At 58.7% G+C, this 17024-nt stretch carries 15 protein-coding genes; 12 read left to right on the plus strand and 3 right to left on the minus strand.

Annotated features, from left to right (window positions below; all coding sequences use genetic code 11):
• Positions 1–161: 161 nt before the first annotated feature.
• Entirely contained in the window at positions 162–374 is a 213-nt protein-coding gene (locus tag PL599_RS16610) for a DUF1674 domain-containing protein (RefSeq protein WP_269824818.1), read from the minus strand.
• Positions 375–492: 118 nt separating this feature from the next.
• On the opposite strand from PL599_RS16610, the gene htpX reads away from it, so the two are divergent.
• From htpX to purH, 4 genes are all read left to right on the plus strand, one after another.
• Complete coding sequence (gene htpX / locus PL599_RS16615) at positions 493–1458, plus strand: zinc metalloprotease HtpX (protein WP_269824774.1); 966 nt, start codon at positions 493–495, stop codon at positions 1456–1458.
• The gene (locus tag PL599_RS16620) at positions 1455–2840 is read left to right on the plus strand and encodes an RsmB/NOP family class I SAM-dependent RNA methyltransferase (protein ID WP_269824775.1); all 1386 of its coding nucleotides are present in this window, start codon (positions 1455–1457) and stop codon (positions 2838–2840) included. Before htpX ends, PL599_RS16620 begins: the two co-directional genes overlap by 4 nt.
• A 125-nt stretch (positions 2841–2965) precedes the next feature.
• Positions 2966–4633, plus strand: a complete 1668-nt coding sequence (locus PL599_RS16625; RefSeq protein WP_269824819.1) for a heparinase II/III family protein — start codon at positions 2966–2968, stop codon at positions 4631–4633.
• Between the two features lie 153 nt (positions 4634–4786).
• A complete protein-coding gene (gene purH, locus PL599_RS16630; protein WP_142912893.1) occupies positions 4787–6403 on the plus strand; it encodes a bifunctional phosphoribosylaminoimidazolecarboxamide formyltransferase/IMP cyclohydrolase in 1617 nt (538 codons plus the stop codon).
• Between the two features lie 87 nt (positions 6404–6490).
• On the opposite strand, the gene PL599_RS16635 is transcribed toward purH, so the two are convergent.
• Positions 6491–8023 carry a UxaA family hydrolase gene (locus tag PL599_RS16635; protein ID WP_020809849.1) on the minus strand — a complete coding sequence of 511 codons (1533 nt, stop codon included), beginning with the start codon at positions 8021–8023 and terminating at the stop codon, positions 6491–6493.
• A 42-nt stretch (positions 8024–8065) separates the two neighbouring features.
• Complete coding sequence (locus tag PL599_RS16640; RefSeq protein WP_137412360.1) at positions 8066–8758, minus strand: FadR/GntR family transcriptional regulator; 693 nt, start codon at positions 8756–8758, stop codon at positions 8066–8068.
• Positions 8759–9012: 254 nt separating this feature from the next.
• Here PL599_RS16640 and PL599_RS16645 point away from each other — a divergent pair, with 254 nt between their 5' ends.
• The 8 genes from PL599_RS16645 to PL599_RS16680 all read left to right on the plus strand — a co-directional run bounded on the left by PL599_RS16645 (position 9013) and on the right by PL599_RS16680 (position 17014).
• The gene (locus tag PL599_RS16645) at positions 9013–10578 is read left to right on the plus strand and encodes a sugar ABC transporter ATP-binding protein (protein ID WP_269824776.1); all 1566 of its coding nucleotides are present in this window, start codon (positions 9013–9015) and stop codon (positions 10576–10578) included.
• 8 nt (positions 10579–10586) lie between these two features.
• Positions 10587–11609 (plus strand): ABC transporter permease, encoded by a 1023-nt coding sequence (locus PL599_RS16650; RefSeq protein WP_077983716.1) that lies wholly within the window; start codon positions 10587–10589, stop codon positions 11607–11609.
• Between the two features lie 75 nt (positions 11610–11684).
• Complete coding sequence (locus tag PL599_RS16655; RefSeq protein ID WP_191217164.1) at positions 11685–12626, plus strand: ABC transporter substrate-binding protein; 942 nt, start codon at positions 11685–11687, stop codon at positions 12624–12626.
• 63 nt (positions 12627–12689) lie between these two features.
• Entirely contained in the window at positions 12690–13703 is a 1014-nt protein-coding gene (locus PL599_RS16660; RefSeq protein WP_269824777.1) for an aldo/keto reductase, read from the plus strand.
• A gap of 4 nt (positions 13704–13707) precedes the next feature.
• Positions 13708–14529, plus strand: a complete 822-nt coding sequence (locus PL599_RS16665) for an amidohydrolase family protein (protein ID WP_269824778.1) — start codon at positions 13708–13710, stop codon at positions 14527–14529.
• A 3-nt stretch (positions 14530–14532) separates the two neighbouring features.
• Positions 14533–15543, plus strand: a complete 1011-nt coding sequence (locus tag PL599_RS16670; protein ID WP_142912897.1) for a zinc-binding alcohol dehydrogenase family protein — start codon at positions 14533–14535, stop codon at positions 15541–15543.
• Complete coding sequence (locus PL599_RS16675) at positions 15540–16673, plus strand: mannitol dehydrogenase family protein (protein WP_269824779.1); 1134 nt, start codon at positions 15540–15542, stop codon at positions 16671–16673. Before PL599_RS16670 ends, PL599_RS16675 begins: the two co-directional genes overlap by 4 nt.
• A gap of 11 nt (positions 16674–16684) precedes the next feature.
• Positions 16685–17014, plus strand: coding sequence for an L-rhamnose mutarotase (locus PL599_RS16680; RefSeq protein ID WP_077983658.1), 330 nt, complete (start codon positions 16685–16687; stop codon positions 17012–17014).
• The last annotated feature ends 10 nt before the right edge of the window (positions 17015–17024 follow it).

A 17024-nucleotide genomic window follows, 5' to 3' on the forward strand; every position in this document is an offset into this window, starting at 1 on the left:
GCCTGGGGATGAGGAAACGAGGCTCATCTTATCTCCCGTTCACCCGCAAAAGACGACAACAAAACGTCATCATCCCGAAAAAGAAAAAACCCGCCGAAAATATCGACGGGTTTGTCAGCGGTCTGAATACCCGCCTTTGGCGGGTATTTTTATTAATGGGCTCAAAAATCGATGGCCCGGCCTTTTATTTCGTAATCGCCGAAACGCACGGGTTCTGCACCGCCGCGGCCGCCGGTTTCCGGCGGCAACTTGAGATCGGCCTGTTGCCTGCGCCGTTCTTCCGCTTCTTTCAACGCTCGCTGCGCCGCCGGCGAAAGTCGCTTTATACCTTCCGCGCCACTGTCTGTGGCGTTGTCATTATTCGCATTCTGCATGAAATCCTCCCTATGACGGGATATTGAAATACGTTTGCCGTTTACCAGATGATATATAATCCGAGGGGCTTTATAAACCCCGGAATATTCCCGGTGAGTGACAAGGAGAGTTAAACGGATGAACATGATGCGCACGGCAATGCTTCTGGCCTTCATGACCGCATTGTTCATGGGTGTCGGTTTTCTGATCGGCGGCAAGGGCGGCATGATGATTGCCCTGGTCATCGCAGCCGGTATGAATATTTTTTCCTACTGGAACTCTGACAAGATGGTTCTCTCCGCCTATCATGCGCGTGAGATCGACGAGGCGAATGCGCCCGAATTTTTTCACATGATCCGCGACCTGTCGCAAAATGCCGGTCTGCCGATGCCGAAGGTCTATATTTACGATAGCCCGCAACCCAACGCCTTCGCGACCGGGCGTAATCCGCAGAACGCCGCCGTTGCCGCTTCGACAGGATTGCTGGAGCGTCTGACACCGGAGGAAGTGGCCGGTGTCATGGCGCATGAGCTTGCGCATGTGCAGAACCGGGATACGCTGACCATGACAATCACCGCCACGCTGGCGGGCGCCATATCCATGCTCGGCAATTTTGCCTTCTTCTTCGGCGGCAACCGGGAGAACAACAGTAATCCGCTCGGCTTTATCGGCGTGCTGGTGGCGATGATCGTGGCGCCGCTGGCCGCGATGCTGGTGCAGATGGCGATCAGCCGCACACGGGAATATTCCGCCGACCGGCGCGGCGCGGAAATCTGCGGCAACCCGCTCTGGCTTGCTTCCGCATTGCAGAAGATTTCGGGCATGGCGCAGCGTATCCACAATGACGATGCCGAGCGTAACCCGGCAACGGCGCATATGTTCATCATCAATCCGCTTTCCGGCGAGCGCATGGACAATCTCTTCTCCACGCATCCGAATACGGAAAATCGCGTGGCCGCACTGCACGCCATGGCGCAGGAGTTTTCCCCGCGAGGATCGACGCCGCCGCCATCGGGTGATAGACCTCTGCGCAAATCAAGCTCCGTTCCCAAAACAGGCTGGGGACGAGGCAATGAAAACGAGCGCAAGGGGCCGTGGTCTTGACATCCGATATTCAGAATAAGCCGGCGCGGTCCAGAAAACCGAGACCGGCTAATGGGAAGGGCCGTGAAGACGGCCCTTCGTCTTTCCAGGATAAGCCGGGTCTCGCCGCGCGCATTGCCGCCACTCGCATTCTGGCCGCCGTTCTGGAAAAAAAGACCTCGCTGGATGGGATGCTCGATAGCGAGAACGGCAATCCCGTCTATCGAGCCCTGTCGCTTGCCGACCGGGCGCTGGTGAGGGCCATCGTCAACAGCGCGCTTCGCCACCTCCCCCGGATTGAAACGGCTTTGTCGATGCTGCTCGATGGTCCGCTGCCGCAGGGCGCGCGATCGCTGCATCACGTTCTTGTCGTCGGTGCGGCGCAGATGCTTTACCTCGATGTGCCGGATCATTCCGCTGTCGATCTCGCCGTGGAGCAGGCTCACCGCGATCCGCGCAACCGGCGTTTCGTCAAACTGGTGAACGCTGTTCTTCGACGGCTCGGTCGTGAAAAGATGGAGATCGAAAAGGCTGTCGCCGACGTTCCCGTGCTGCCGGACTGGTTCTACGAGCGGCTTGTTTCGGCTTACGGAATTGAGGCGGCTCAGAGGATCTCGCAAGCGCAGCTGACGCCTTCCTCCATCGATCTCACGATCAAGGTTGATCCCGCTCTGTGGGCGGAAAAACTGGGCGGTACGCTGATGCCGAACGGCAGCGTGCGTCTGGGTGAATTCGAGGGGCAGATCCCCTCGCTCGAAGGCTTCGCCGAGGGTGCATGGTGGGTGCAGGATCTTGCCGCCAGCATGCCGGTCCGGCTTATGGGTAACATTGCGGGCAAACGTGTTGCCGATCTCTGTGCGGCCCCGGGCGGCAAGACCGCGCAGCTTGCGCTGGCGGGCGCCAAGGTGACGGCGCTGGATCAGTCCGGAAACCGTCTTCGTCGCCTCAGGGAAAACCTCGACCGGCTTGGTCTCCGTGCCGAAACGGTGGAGGCCAATATGCTGAAGTATCAGCCGGAACAGCTCTTTGACGCGGTCCTCCTCGATGCGCCCTGTTCTTCCACCGGGACACTTCGCAAACATCCCGATGTCTGCTGGACCAAGGATGAGAACGATATTGCCAAACTCGCTGCCCTTCAGGGCCAGATGCTGCGGTATGCGCTGACCCTTGTTGGACCGGGCGGTCTCGTTGTCTTCTCCAATTGCTCGCTGGATCCTTCTGAAGGAGAAGCGATGATTGCCGAGGTTCTGGCGGAAAATCCCGACGTGGAGCGTGTTGCCGTCCGCCGCGAGGATTGGCCCGGAATGGAAGCGGCCATCAGTCCCGATGGCGATCTTCGCACAACGCCGGATATGTTCGGCGGCGTCGATGGGTTTTTTAGCAGTGTCTTGCGTAAGAAGTAGAAAAAAGCCAAGCTCTCGCGAATCATTAGATATTTATCGAAAACGTTCCGGTCGTCGCGGTTCACTGATAAAAACAAAACATGTGAAACGGGAAACACAGCTTGTTAGGGTCCTTTGCAGGCAGCATGAATGCCGCCGGTCTTCTGTCGCGGATGGCGTATCGTCATCTGTGTGTCGGACTCACTCCTTTGCGCCTGCATATGTCGCGATTTGCCACTCGTGCGCCAGACGGTCTGGTGGCGGCGCCGACCGATCTTAGAGCCATCGATCCCTATTTCGCCGAGGAACTGTTGCGGGGCCGCATCGCGCTGGCCGGGCGTGTCGTCGAAACCGGCGGAGCTTCGCCATTTCAGATGGAATATCCCTCGGTGGTCTTTGAAGAACGGCTGCATGCATTTAGTTGGCTACGGCATATTCGCTCCGATAAATCGAGCGAGGCCTGCAAACGAGCGCGCCGCATTGTTGCGGAGTGGATGGTGCTTCATGGCAAACGGCTTGCAGGTATTGCTTGGTCACCGGAAATCGCCGCACAAAGGCTCATTGCCTGGCTTTCGCACTCTCCCGTCGTTTTATACGAGGCCGATGCCGGCTTCTATCGCCGGTTTCTGAAAAGCCTCGCCTTTCATGTGCGGTATCTCGAAAGAATTGTCAGACACGCGCCCGATGGCGAAGCGCGGCTGAGGATCAGGATTGCATTGGCCATGGCTTCCATTGCCATGCCAACGCGCCTTTCACGGATCACGCGGAATGGAATGAAGCTGGCTCAGGAAATGGAACGCCAGATTCTGCCCGATGGCGGACATGTTTCCCGTAATCCACGCGTCATGCTGGATCTGTTGCTCGATCTCCTGCCGCTTCGGCAAAGTTATATCAATCTCGGCCATGATCTGCCGTCAGGTCTGGTGCCGGCGATAGACCGCATGTTCCCGGCGATCCGGTTCTTCCGGCATCAGGGCGGCGATCTCGCGCTGTTCAACGGCGCCACGGCCACGCTCGCCAATGAGCTTGTTTCCGTATTGCGCTATGATGAAACGGCCGGCCGGCCTTCAAAGGTCCTGCCGGATGTGAACTATCACCGGCTTGCGACGGACGATACGGTCATCATCGTCGATACAGGGTATCCCGGCTCGGCGGAGCTTTCACGGAGTGCTCATTCGGGTTGCCTGTCTTTCGAAATGTCCTGCGGCAAGAACCGCTTCATCGTCAATTCCGGCTTTCCACGTAACGCCGCGCCGGAATATCAGCGCGCCAGCCGTTCCACGGCGGCGCATTCCACCGTCACGCTTGCGGATACCTCATCCTGTAGACTGTCGCGCTCGCGGCTGCTTGGTCCGATTATGGTGTCAGGCGTTAGTCACGTCGACAGCAGGCGCGGGGCGGATGCTAACGGTAATGATGTTCTCTGGGCATCACATGACGGTTATTTGCAGAATTTCGGTTGTTACCATGAGCGGGAAATAGAACTGAATGCGGCCGGTACCAAGATAAAGGGTCGGGATCTGCTGCGGCGCGACGAAAATGCGGCGAAAGCGCAATCGCAGTCGGTCACAGCGGTTTCACGTTTCCATATTCATCCCCACATTCAGCTACATCAGCGGGATGAGGAGTCGGTCTATCTGGAGGCAGCGGATGGAATCGTCTGGCTGTTTTCCGCACCCGGGCTGGAACTTTTCGTCACCGAAGACGTCTTCATGGCCGACGCATCCGGTATGCGCCCGTCGCAGCAGATTGAACTCCCCTTCAATCTTGCGAATACGCGGGAAATCCGCTGGCTGATCGAACGCCAAGCCTAGGCAAATTTCCGGCGATGCCGGTCAAAAACCACCATAGTTGTCATCGTTCGGCATCCCCGCTGTTTATTAATCCGGTAAGCTGTGTTAACGCGGCGGCAATTGCTGGATCAATTCCATTCCAGCCTGTCCTCCCCGTTAAACGGAGTATGCCTGATGGCCGTCGTGTCCAAGAAAATTCCCGCCCCCGATAAGGTAAAAATCCGCACGGCGCTTCTCTCCGTGTCTGACAAGACGGACATTATCGAATTGGCGACGGTGCTTTCCAAGCTTGGCGTCAAGCTGCTTTCGACCGGCGGTACGGCAAAGGCCATTGCTGAGGCAGGCCTGCCGGTTACGGATGTCTCAGACGTCACGAATTTTCCCGAGATCATGGATGGTCGCGTGAAGACGCTGCATCCCAGCGTTCATGGCGGCTTGCTGGCGATCCGGGATGATGCCGATCATGTCGAGGCGATGAAGGCGCACGGCATCGAGGCGATCGATCTATCGGTCATCAATCTCTATCCCTTCGAAGAAGTTCGCGCCAAGGGCGGCGATTATCCGACGACGGTGGAAAACATCGATATTGGCGGCCCGGCCATGATCCGCGCTTCCGCCAAGAACCACGCCTATGTCACTGTGGTTACCGATCCGTCTGACTATCCCGATCTGGTTGAGGCCCTGCAGGCCGATGACGGCCAGACGTCCTATACGCTGCGCCAGCGATTTGCCGCCAAGGCTTATGCCCGCACCGCTGCCTATGATGCGGTGATTTCCAACTGGTTCGCAGAGGCGCTTGCAATCGAAACGCCGGATTACCGCGCTATCGGCGGCGCGCTGAAGGAAAAGATGCGGTATGGCGAAAACCCGCACCAGAGCGCTGGTTTTTACCTCACCGGCGAAAAGCGTCCTGGCGTTGCGACCGCGACGCTTCTTCAGGGCAAGCAGCTTTCCTACAACAACATCAATGACACCGATGCAGCTTACGAGCTCGTGGCGGAATTCTTGCCGGAAAATACGCCGGCAGTCGCTATCATCAAGCACGCCAATCCCTGCGGCGTGGCGACGGGGCCGACACTTGCCGAAGCTTACCGGCGGGCGCTGGCATGCGATTCCGTTTCCGCTTTTGGTGGCGTGATTGCCCTGAACCGCACGCTCGATGCGGAAACGGCGGAAGAGATCGTCAAGCTCTTCACCGAAGTCATCATCGCGCCTGATGTCACCGAAGAAGCCAAGTCCATCATCGCCCGCAAGCCGAACCTGCGCCTTCTTGCCGCTGGCGGTTTGCCTGATCCGCGCGCGGCTGGCCTCACTGCGAAGACCGTCTCGGGCGGCCTGCTGGTGCAGAGCCGCGACAATGGCATGGTCGAGGATCTGGACCTCAAGGTCGTCACCAAGCGAGCGCCGACACCGCAGGAACTTGAAGACATGAAGTTTGCCTTCAAGATCGCCAAGCATGTGAAGTCCAATGCCGTCATTTACGCCAAGGACGGGCAGACCGCGGGTATCGGCGCAGGCCAGATGAGCCGTGTGGATTCCGCGCGTATCGCTGCCCAGAAGGCGGAAGATGCCGCCAAGGCTCTTGGTCTTGCCGAGCCGTTGACGCGCGGCTCCGCCGTCGCTTCGGAAGCATTTTATCCCTTTGCCGATGGTTTGCTCGCCGCGATTGCTGCTGGCGCTACCGCTGTCATCCAGCCGGGCGGCTCCATGCGCGATCAGGAAGTGATTGACGCTGCGAATGAGCATAATGTGGCAATGGTCTTTACCGGCATGCGCCACTTCCGCCATTAAGCGCGGAAATAATCAGGAATAAAGAAGGCCCGGAAATTGATTTCCGGGCCTTTTGTTTCACGTGGGACAGTCTTGGCGCCGCAGTGTTCAGGTCACGGCTCCAACCTGCCACGGCACAAATTCATTATCGCCGTAGTCGTATATTTCGCTGACGGTCTTGTCGCCGGACGCTACCGCCAGAATATGCTCGAAAATTCGTTTGCCGGATTCTTCGATGGTTTCAGCGCCGGTGACGATCTCACCGCAATTGATATCCATGTCTTCCTTCATGTGTTCATACATTTCGGAATTGGTGGCGATCTTGATGCACGGCGACGGCTTGAAACCGGAAACCGAGCCGCGACCGGTGGTGAAACAGATGACGTTGCAGCCGCCCGCGACCTGGCCGGTGACGGCAACGGGGTCATAGCCGGGTGTATCCATGAAGACGAAACCCTGTTCCGTCACGGTTTCAGCAAACTCATAAACCGCCTTCAGCGGCATGGAGCCGCCCTTGGCGACCGCGCCCAGCGATTTTTCCAGAATCGTGGTCAGGCCGCCAAGCTTGTTACCGTGGGAGGGGTTGTTATTGAGTTCGTCGCCATTGCGGGCGGTATAATCACGCCACCAGTCTATACGCTGTAGGAGCTTCTCGGCGACGGCAGGGGTGACGGCGCGCTTCGTCAGGAGATGCTCGGCGCCGTAAATCTCCGGCGTCTCCGAGAGGACTGTGGTGCCGCCGTTACGGACGATGAGGTCGGAGGCGTAACCCAGAGCCGGGTTGGCGGAAATGCCGGAATAACCATCCGAACCGCCGCATTCCAGCGCCACCTTCAGCTTGGAAAGCGGTTGTTCCGTGCGGCGGGCGGCATTGACCATAGGCAGCATGGCCTTGATCTCGGCGATCGCCGCATCGATTGTCTTGCGGGTGCCGCCATGCTGCTGGATCGTCATGGTGCGCAGCCGCTCACCCTCTTCCATCTTGTAATGTTCGAGAATGGGCGCGATCTGGTTGGTTTCACAACCGAGGCCGATCAGCAGAATGCCGCCGAAATTCGGGTGGCGGGCATAACCCTGAATGGTGCGGATCAGCAGGCGGTAACCTTCCGATTTCGTATTCAGCGCACAGCCGCCGCCATGGGTCAGCGCCACGACGCCATCGACATTGTCGAAACCATCAAGGCCGCCCTGCTTGTTGAAATAATCCGCGATGTAACGCGACACCGTGGCGGAACAGTTCACCGAAGCGATGACGCCGATATAGTTTCTCGTTCCAACACCACCGAGACCGCGGTCATAACCCCTAAACGTCCGGCGTTCGGCTTCCGGCACCATGCCCTTTTCTTCGATATCAACACTGAACTGATGTGCGTGTTCGGAAGGCACCATGGCGAGATTGTGCAGGTGCACGTGCCGGCCGGGCTCAATATCCTGGGTGGCGATACCAATGACCTGTCCGTATTTCAGCACCTCATCGCCCGATTTGATGAACTTCAGGGCCACCTTGTGCCCGCGCCCGATCAGCTCGAGCGCCGCCAGATCGCCCCTGCCCGTCGCGCCGCCGGCCGGAATGGACCGACGTGCCACCGCGACATTGTCGTTGGCGTTCAGCAAAATGGTTGCCTCGGAATTCTCACTCACGGGTTATCCTCCTCCCGTTATATTGCCTGCTATGTTTCTAGATCAATTTTCGACCCAGCGTCTCTTCGAACCTTCCAGATGCGTATGCATGGCGGCCTGCGCCAGCAGCGGGTCTTTCAGTTCAAGCGCCGCCAGAATGGCCTCGTGCTCCTGAAGGGCTTGGGTCCAGGTATCGCGGTCTTCAAATTTCACGCGAAGCTGGGCCGAAATGGGGCTGTGGCGCTCGTCGAAGAGGTTCGCCACCATTCGGGCCAAAACGCTGTTACCGGATTGCTCGGCGATGGTGACGTGAAACAGTCGATCCTGATCCAGAGGCTTGCGGCCGGCTTCGATTTCCCGCTGCATGGTATTGAGTATCTGGTGGAGGGTCGCGATTGTCTCATCGGTCATCCGGCTTGCCGCCAACACGATGGTGGCACCCTCCAGAGCGGCGCGCGCCTGCATCAGTTCGGAGGGGCTGTCACCCAGCGATTTGGTATGATGGGTCGTCTGCAGCGCTTCGGCCGATACATAGACGCCGGAACCCATGCGAATTTCAACGGTGTTATCGATTTCAAGCGCAATCAGCGCCTCCCGCAATGACGGTCTCGACACGCCGAGTTTCTGTGCCAGTTCCCGTTCGGCGGGAAGCCGCGTCCCAGGCAGGAATTCACCCATGTCGATGAGTTCGCGTATCTGATCCGCAATCTGTTGATACAGCCTGCGCGGTTCCGCTATTTTGGCCTGACCACTCATGTGTTTTTTGCTGAAGCCTTCGTGATGCTTGTATTTGGCCTTACCGTAACGCCAAGTGTAGCAATACGCAAGAAATTACTCAATATACTGAAAATACGATACTATTTTAAAGTTTCTCACGATGGCTATCCGTTGCCTCTAAAGCCAGCCTCCAATTTTTAACCTAATTGGCTTGACCATTATAAAAAACCGGCCTAACCATTTGCCCTGTTAAAGGCCCCCGGTGGAGCGGGGAACAGGGTGGAGGTTTCCAGATGTCGCAAGGCGCATCGACAATTCGGGGCGATTTTTCGTCCGAACAGATGGCGCACGGACAGCGCGCGGTGCTCCTGCGCCTCGATAATATCAGCAAGGAATTTCCCGGCGTCAAAGCACTTTCGAACGTGCATTTCGATCTGCGCGCAGGCGAGGTGCATGCCGTCTGCGGCGAAAATGGCGCGGGAAAATCGACGCTGATGAAGATCGTCAGCGGCGTCTATCAGCCGAGCGACGGCACCATCCTTCATAAAGGTGCGAAGGTGCAATATGCATCGCCGCTGGAATCCGAAGCCGCCGGCATCGCCATCATCCACCAGGAACTCAACCTCGTTCCGCATCTTTCCGTCGCTGAAAACATCTATCTTGCGCGCGAACCACGTCGTGGTTTCCTCGTCGACCGCAAGAAGCTGCGTCTCGATGCCAAGCGTTGTCTCGACCGGCTGGGTGTGGATATCGATCCGGACCAGATTGTCCGCGGCCTTTCGGTCGCTCAGTGTCAGATGGTGGAAATCGCCAAGGCGCTTTCTCTTGACGCTGAAGTGCTCATCATGGATGAGCCGACCTCTTCGCTGACCGAGCAGGAGACCCGGCTCCTGTTCAAGGTCATCCGCGATCTCAAGGCATCCGGTGTCGGGATCGTTTATATTTCCCATCGTCTCGATGAAATGGCCGAAATCGTCGATCGTGTGACGGTTCTGCGCGACGGACGTTATATTTCAACCGACGATTTTGCCTCGATCACCGTTGATGACATTGTCACGCGCATGGTGGGGCGTTCGCTGGAAGACAAATTCCCCGAGCGGACATCGCGCCCCACGGAAGACGTTATTTTTTCCGTGGAGGGCCTGACGCGCAGCGGCGTGTTCCACGACGTCGGTTTTTCGCTGCGCCGTGGTGAAATCCTCGGTTTTGCCGGGTTGATGGGTGCCGGCCGCACCGAAGTCGCCCGGGCTGTCTTCGGCGCCGATCCGCTCGATGCGGGCAGGATCGTTTTCAACGGGCGCGAGCTTTCGATCGGCTCACCGCAGGACGCCATCGAAGAAGGCATCGCCTATCTCTCGGAAGATCGCAAAAGCGATGGCCTCGCCATCAAGATGTCAGTGGCGGCCAATACGACGCTTGCCAATCTCGGCGAGGTTTCCAACCGTTTCGGGCTCATCGACTTCAAGAGGCATGACGATGTAGCAAAGCGCTACGTCGATCTCCTGAATATCCGTACTCCCTCCATCGGGCAGACGGTGCGACTGCTTTCCGGCGGCAACCAGCAGAAAATCATCATCGGCAAATGGTTGTTCCGGCAGTCGCGCGTGTTGTTCTTCGACGAGCCGACGCGCGGTATCGATGTCGGCGCGAAATTCGCGATCTACAAGATCATGGACGAGCTCGCCGCGCAGGGTATCGGCGTCATTCTCATCAGTTCGGAACTGCCGGAAATTCTTGGGCTGACGGATCGTATCGCCGTTTTCCATCAGGGCCGAATTACGGGCGTGCTAGAAACCGCCAAGACCAATCAGGAAGAAATCATGCGGTATGCGTCCGGTTACGGCCGGGCCGCGCAGTGAGGAACGACATGGCCAATATTGCAGAACCCAAAAAGGGCTTCGCTGTCAGCGATCGCCAGAAGGACATCATCCAGAAGTTTGCCGCGCTCGGCAGCCTGTTCGCCCTCGTCGCGGTGTTCTCCGCCACCAGCAGCGCCTTCTTCACCGTCAATAACGGCATGACGATTGCCTTGCAGGTCACGTCCATCGCGCTGCTCGGCATCGGGGCTACCTGCGTCATCATCACCGGTGGTATCGATCTTTCGGTCGGTTCGGTGCTGGCGCTCGCCGGTGTCGTCGCCGCTCTTGCGGTGAAGGAACTCGGTATGCCGGTGCCGGTCGGCATGTTGCTCGGCATTCTGACGGGATCGCTCTGCGGCTTCATTAACGGTCTTCTGGTCACCCGTTTCAAGCTGCCGCCCTTCATCGCCACCTTAGGCATGATGTTGATCGCCCGCGGCGTGGCCCTGCAAATCACCGGCGCGCGTGCCGTTTCGGGCCTCGGCGAATCCTTTGGCGAACTTGGCAACGGCGCCCTCTTTCGCATCGTCACTATCGGTGACGACGGCTTTCCGAATGTGGTGTTTCCCGGTATCCCCTACCCCGTCATCCTGATGGTGGTGATTGCGCTTGCGGTTTCCTTCATGCTCAACCGCTCGATCCTTGGCCGTCACATTTACGCTGTCGGTTCCAACGCCGAAGCCGCGCGCCTTTCCGGCGTCAATGTCGCCCGTGTCACCAATTTCACCTACATCCTGTCCGGCACGCTCGCCGGGCTCACGGGCTGCGTGCTGATGTCGCGTCTCGTTACCGCCCAGCCAAACGAAGGTGTGATGTATGAGCTGGACGCAATCGCCAGCGCCGTTATCGGCGGCACATCGCTGATCGGCGGCGTCGGCACCATTTCCGGCACGGCCATTGGCGCCTTCGTCATCGGCATCCTGCGCAACGGTCTCAATATGAATGGCGTGTCCGCCTTCACGCAACAGATCATCATCGGCCTCGTCATTCTGGTCACCGTCTGGATCGACCAGCTGCGCAACCGCCGCTGACCAAAGGGCTGCGGACCCTTTCCGCAAAAAAGATCGGCAGGGGAGGCCCGGTATGCCGACATCACGGAGGAAGAAATGAAGAAAATTGCGACTGCCCTTCTGACATCCGCAATCGCGCTGTGGAGCGTTTCCACCGTGCAGGCCGGTGAGATCGCCGTCATCGTCAAGACCGTCAACTCCACCTTCTGGCAGAATGTTCAGAAGGGTGCTGATGCGGCGATGAAGAACTCTTCCGGCAATACCATGACATTCCAGGGTCCGGCTGCCGAGTCCGCCATTGCCGACCAGGTCAACATGGTCGAAAACGCCATCAATCGTAAGGTCGCGGGCATTGTCCTGGCACCTTCCGACCCGGACGCGCTAGTGCCGGCCGTCAAGAAGGCCTGGGAAGCCCGTATTCCCGTCGTTTTGATCGACTCGCAGCTCGCCAAGGGTTCGGAGCAATATTACCAGTCGTTCCTGGCAACCGATAACAAGAAGGCCGGCGAACTGGCGGCCCAGGCGCTGATCGACAAGGTTGGCACGGAAGGCAAGATTGCCGTCATGTCCTATGTCGCCGGTGCCGGTTCCGAAATCGGCCGTGTCGGCGGTTTTACCGACTACATCCAGATGCACTCGAAGCTTCAGATCGTTGGTCCGTTCTATTCGCAGTCGCAGATGGCGACCGCGCTGAACCAGACCACCGACGTGCTGGCCGCCAATTCCGACCTGAAGGGCATTTTCGGCGCCAATGAGCCGACGGCCATCGGTGTCGGCCGCGCGCTTGCCCAGTCCGGCAAGGCCGGCAAGGTCATCGCCATCGGCTTTGACGGTAACCAGGATTTGCAGAGCTTCGTCAAGGACGGCACGCTTGCCGGCATCGTGGTTCAGGGTTCCTACCAGATGGGTGAAAAGGGCGTGGAAACCGTGACCAAGCTCATCAACAAGGAAAAGGTTGAGAAGTTCGTCGATACCGGCGTTGTTGTTGTCACCAAGGACAATATCGAGAAGCCTGAAGCCAAGAACGTGCTTTACTAATGCTGACGGCGCGCCGCCTTGCGGCGGCGCGTCCTTCCAAAGACGAGCTGGAAAGTCCCTGCGATGAAAGTCTCCGATACACGTAAATTGCCGCGCCGCGCCGTCGACGTCACCGTCATGGGCCTCGGTTGCGCCCAGATGGGCAATCTCTACCGCGTCACGCCCTATGAGGAATCCAAGGGCGCGTTCGACAAGGCATGGGAAAGCGGCATGCGTTATTTTGATACCGCGCCGTTCTACGGCTATACGCGGTCGGAGCGCCGCCTCGGCACCATGGTGACGGAGCATGACCGGAACGAATACACGCTGAGCACCAAGGTCGGCCGTGTGATGGTGCCGGACGAGACCGTCGGTCCGGAGGAGGATGCCTATATAACGCCCCTGCCGTTCCGCCCGGTCTATGATTATTCCTATGACGGTATTCTGCGCTCCTTCGAGGCAAGCCAGCAACGGCTAGGCGTTCTGAAGCCGGATATTCTTTATGTGCATGATATAGGCTCCTTCACCCATGGCGAAAAGCATCAGCACTACTGGGAGCAGTTGACCACCGGCGGCGGCTTCCGGGCGCTTGGCAAGCTGCGCGAGGAGGGATCGACGGGGGCCGTCGGCCTTGGTGTCAATGAGTGGGAAATCGTCAGCGACGCCATGGATGTCTTCGATATAGACGTCGCCATGCTTGCCGGCCGTTATACGCTGCTGGAGCAGCAGAGCCTTGCTTTCATGAACCGTTGCGCTGAAAGCGGTGTCGCCATCGTTGTCGCCGGTGCATTCAATTCCGGCATTCTGGCCGGCAACCGCAAATTCAATTATGCCGACGCACCTGCCGATATTCTTACGCGTGTCGATGCGCTGCAGGGTGTTTGCGAGGAACTCGGCGTATCGCTGCAGGCGGCCGCACTGCAATTTCCGCTTGCCCATCCGGCATCGGTCACGGTCGTTTCGGGTGCGCGCAATGCGCAGCAACTCGCCTCCAATATAGAGTGGTTCGAGCAGTCGATCCCGGATGAATTCTGGTCCGAACTGCAAAGGCGCGGCCTGGTCGCCGAAGGTGCGCCCGTACCGGGCGGAAAGGCCTGAGGCGATGCTCATCGACGCCCACCAGCATTTCTGGCTGATGAAGGATCGCGCCGGGCAGTGGCCGCCGCCGTCGCTCGCCGCCATCTACCGGGATTTTCTCCCCGCCGACCTGTCGCCTTTGCTGGCCGCCGCCGGAGTTTCCGGCACCGTGCTGGTTCAGACGATGGAGACGGCGGCCGACACGGATTTCATGCTGGAACTGGCGGAAAAGACCGATTTCATCAGGGGCGTTGTCGGCTGGGTGGATATGAAGTCCGCCGATGCGGCGAGTGAAATCGCCCGTCGGGCAAAACATCCGGCGTTCAAGGGTGTGCGTCCGATGTTGCAGAGCATCGAGGATGTCGCCTGGATCGATGATCCGGCACTCGATCCCGCCGTGGCGACGCTGGTAGAGCACGGTCTGGCGTTCGATGCGCTGGTCCTGCCGCCCAATCTGCCGCATCTCCTCGCCTTTGCTCGCCGCCATCCGCAATTGCCGATCGTCATCGATCATGGCGCGAAGCCGCTGATTGCCGCCGGACACTACAGCGACTGGCGCAAGGATATGGCCGCTCTGGCGGCTCTTCCGAATGTCCATTGCAAGCTTTCCGGTCTGCTGACCGAGCGCGGCGATCAGCGGCCGGAAGCGATACGGCCTTATGCCGAGACCATTCTGGAACTCTTTGGCGGCAACCGCGTGATTTTCGGCAGTGATTGGCCGGTGTTGCGGCTGGCGGGCGACTATCAGGTGTGGCTGGATTTCTGCCGCGATATCGTGCCGGCAAAGGACCATGCGGCAGTCTTTGGCGGTAACGCCGTTCGTTTTTATTCCCTTTCCCACAGGTGATACATGCTGGCGATTTTCTGCGAAACCCCAGGTCAACTCGTTTCCAAGGAACTGCCGACACCAGTGCGTGGCGAAGGCGAAGTGCTGGTGCGTATTCGCCGCATCGGGGTTTGCGGCACGGATCTGCACATCTTCACGGGCAACCAGCCTTATCTCTCTTATCCGCGCATCATGGGCCATGAGCTTTCCGGCACGGTGGAAGAGGCGCCGGAAGGCAGCCATCTGTCCGCAGGCGACGTGGTCACCGTCATTCCCTATATCTCTTGCGGCAAATGCAGCGCCTGCCTGAAGGGCAAGAGCAATTGCTGCCGCAATATTGGTGTGCTGGGCGTTCATCGCGATGGCGGCATGGTCGAATATCTGAGCGTGCCGCAACAATTCGTGCTGAAGGCGGAGGGGTTGAGCCTCGATCAGGCGGCGATGACCGAATTTCTGGCTATCGGTGCGCATGCGGTGCGCCGTGGCGCAGTCGAGAAGGGGCAGAAGGTTCTGATCGTCGGCGCCGGCCCGATCGGCATGGCGGTTGCGGTTTTCGCGGTTCTCGATGGCGGCGAAGTGACCATGATCGATGGGCGCAGCGACCGGCTGGATTTCTGCAGAGAGCATCTCGGGGTCGTACACACGGTGGCGCTCGGCGAGGGCGACAGGGATTGCCTCTCCAACATTACCGGCGGCGATTTTTTCGATGCGGTCTTCGACGCGACCGGCAATCCGAAAGCCATGGAACGCGGCTTTTCCTTTGTCGGCCATGGCGGTTCCTATGTGCTGGTCTCCATCGTCGCCAGCGATATCAGCTTTAACGATCCGGAGTTCCACAAGAGGGAAACGACGCTGCTCGGCAGTCGCAATGCTACGCCTGAGGATTTCGAGCGCGTCCTGCAGGCGCTGCGGGAGGGCAAGGTACCGGAAGCACTGATCACCCATCGCATGACGCTTGCCGATGTGCCCTCACGATTCGCCGGCCTGACCGATCCGAAGGCCGGAGTTATCAAGGGCATGGTGGAGGTCGCATGACGCCCGATACGCCCATCCTGCAATTCGGCACCAGCCGCTTTCTTCTGGCGCATGCGGATCTCTTTGTTTCGCAGGCGCTGGACAAGGGCGAGGCTCTGGGGCGCATCGCGATTGTACAGACGACCGGCAACGCGGAGAGCCTGAAGCGTGTTACGGCGCTGAACGGCGGGGCGCCCTACCCCGTGCGTATTTGCGGCATCCGCGATGGGCAGGAAGTGGATGAGGAAATTCGGGGCGGGGCTGTCGCGCGGGCATTGACGGCTGCGACCGACTGGGCCGAAGTGCGCCGCCTTGCCTGCGAGGCCGAGGTCATTCTGTCCAATACGGGCGATCGCGGTTATGAGCTGGATTCGGCTGATAATGCCGGGCTTGCTGACGATTTCACGATCGTACCGAAAAGCTTTCCGGCCAAACTCTGCATGTTGCTGCTGGAGCGTTTTCAGAGCAATCCGGAAGCACCGGTCTCCATCTTCCCTTGTGAGCTCGTGCCACGTAATGGCGAAAAGCTGAAACAGGTCATTCGCCGGCTTGCAGATGAATGGCAATTGCCGGCGGGTTTTGCCTTTTATCTGAATGAGAAGTGCCGTTTCGCCAATAGTCTCGTGGATCGCATCGTCTCCGAGCCTATCGACCCGGTGGGTGCCGTCGCGGAGCCCTATGCACTCTGGGCAATCGAGAAGCAGGACGGGCTTGTCCTTCCCTGCACGCACCCCGCCGTGGTGTTGACCGATGATCTCGATCATTATGAAAAGCTGAAGCTTTTCCTGCTCAATCTCGGTCATTCCTATCTGGCGGAGCGCTGGTTGCAGGATGGGCGAGGCAAGGATGAAACCGTGCGTCAGGCAATGGTCGACGATATTCTCGTTGCGGATCTGGAGACGCTTTGGCGGGACGAGGTTCTGCCGGTCTTTGCCGCTGAAGGCATGGGAGAAGAGGCGCAGGCCTATATTGGCGTGCTGCGGGCGCGTTTGCGCAATCCCTTTCTCGCGCATCGGCTGGCCGATATCGCCGGCAACCACGATGAAAAGAAGCGCCGCCGCTTCGCTCCGGTCGTTGCCGCAGCGGAACGGCTGGGATTGAGCCTGCCACAGTCGAAGTTGCGCGCGGCGCTCGCCACCATCAAGCAATAACGGAGTTTTTCATGCAGCGCATGGGCATGGTCATAGGCGTCAAACCGGAAATGATCGCGGAATATAAAAGGCTGCATGCCGCCGTCTGGCCTGAAATTCTGGCGCTCATCAGCGACTGCAATATCCGCAATTATACGATCTTCCTGCGCGAGCCGGAAAATCTGCTCTTCGGCTATTGGGAATATCACGGCAGCGATATCAGCGCCGACATGGCGAAGATGGCTGCAAGCCCGAAGAACCAGGAGTGGTGGTCTTTCACCATTCCCTGTCAGCAACCGCTCGAAAGCCGCAAGGAAGGCGAGTGGTGGGCGATGATGGAAGAAACCTTCCACCTCGACTAAACGATTTCCT

The organism is Agrobacterium sp. ST15.16.055, assembly GCF_027956555.1.
In the GTDB taxonomy this organism is placed as follows: domain Bacteria; phylum Pseudomonadota; class Alphaproteobacteria; order Rhizobiales; family Rhizobiaceae; genus Agrobacterium; species Agrobacterium salinitolerans.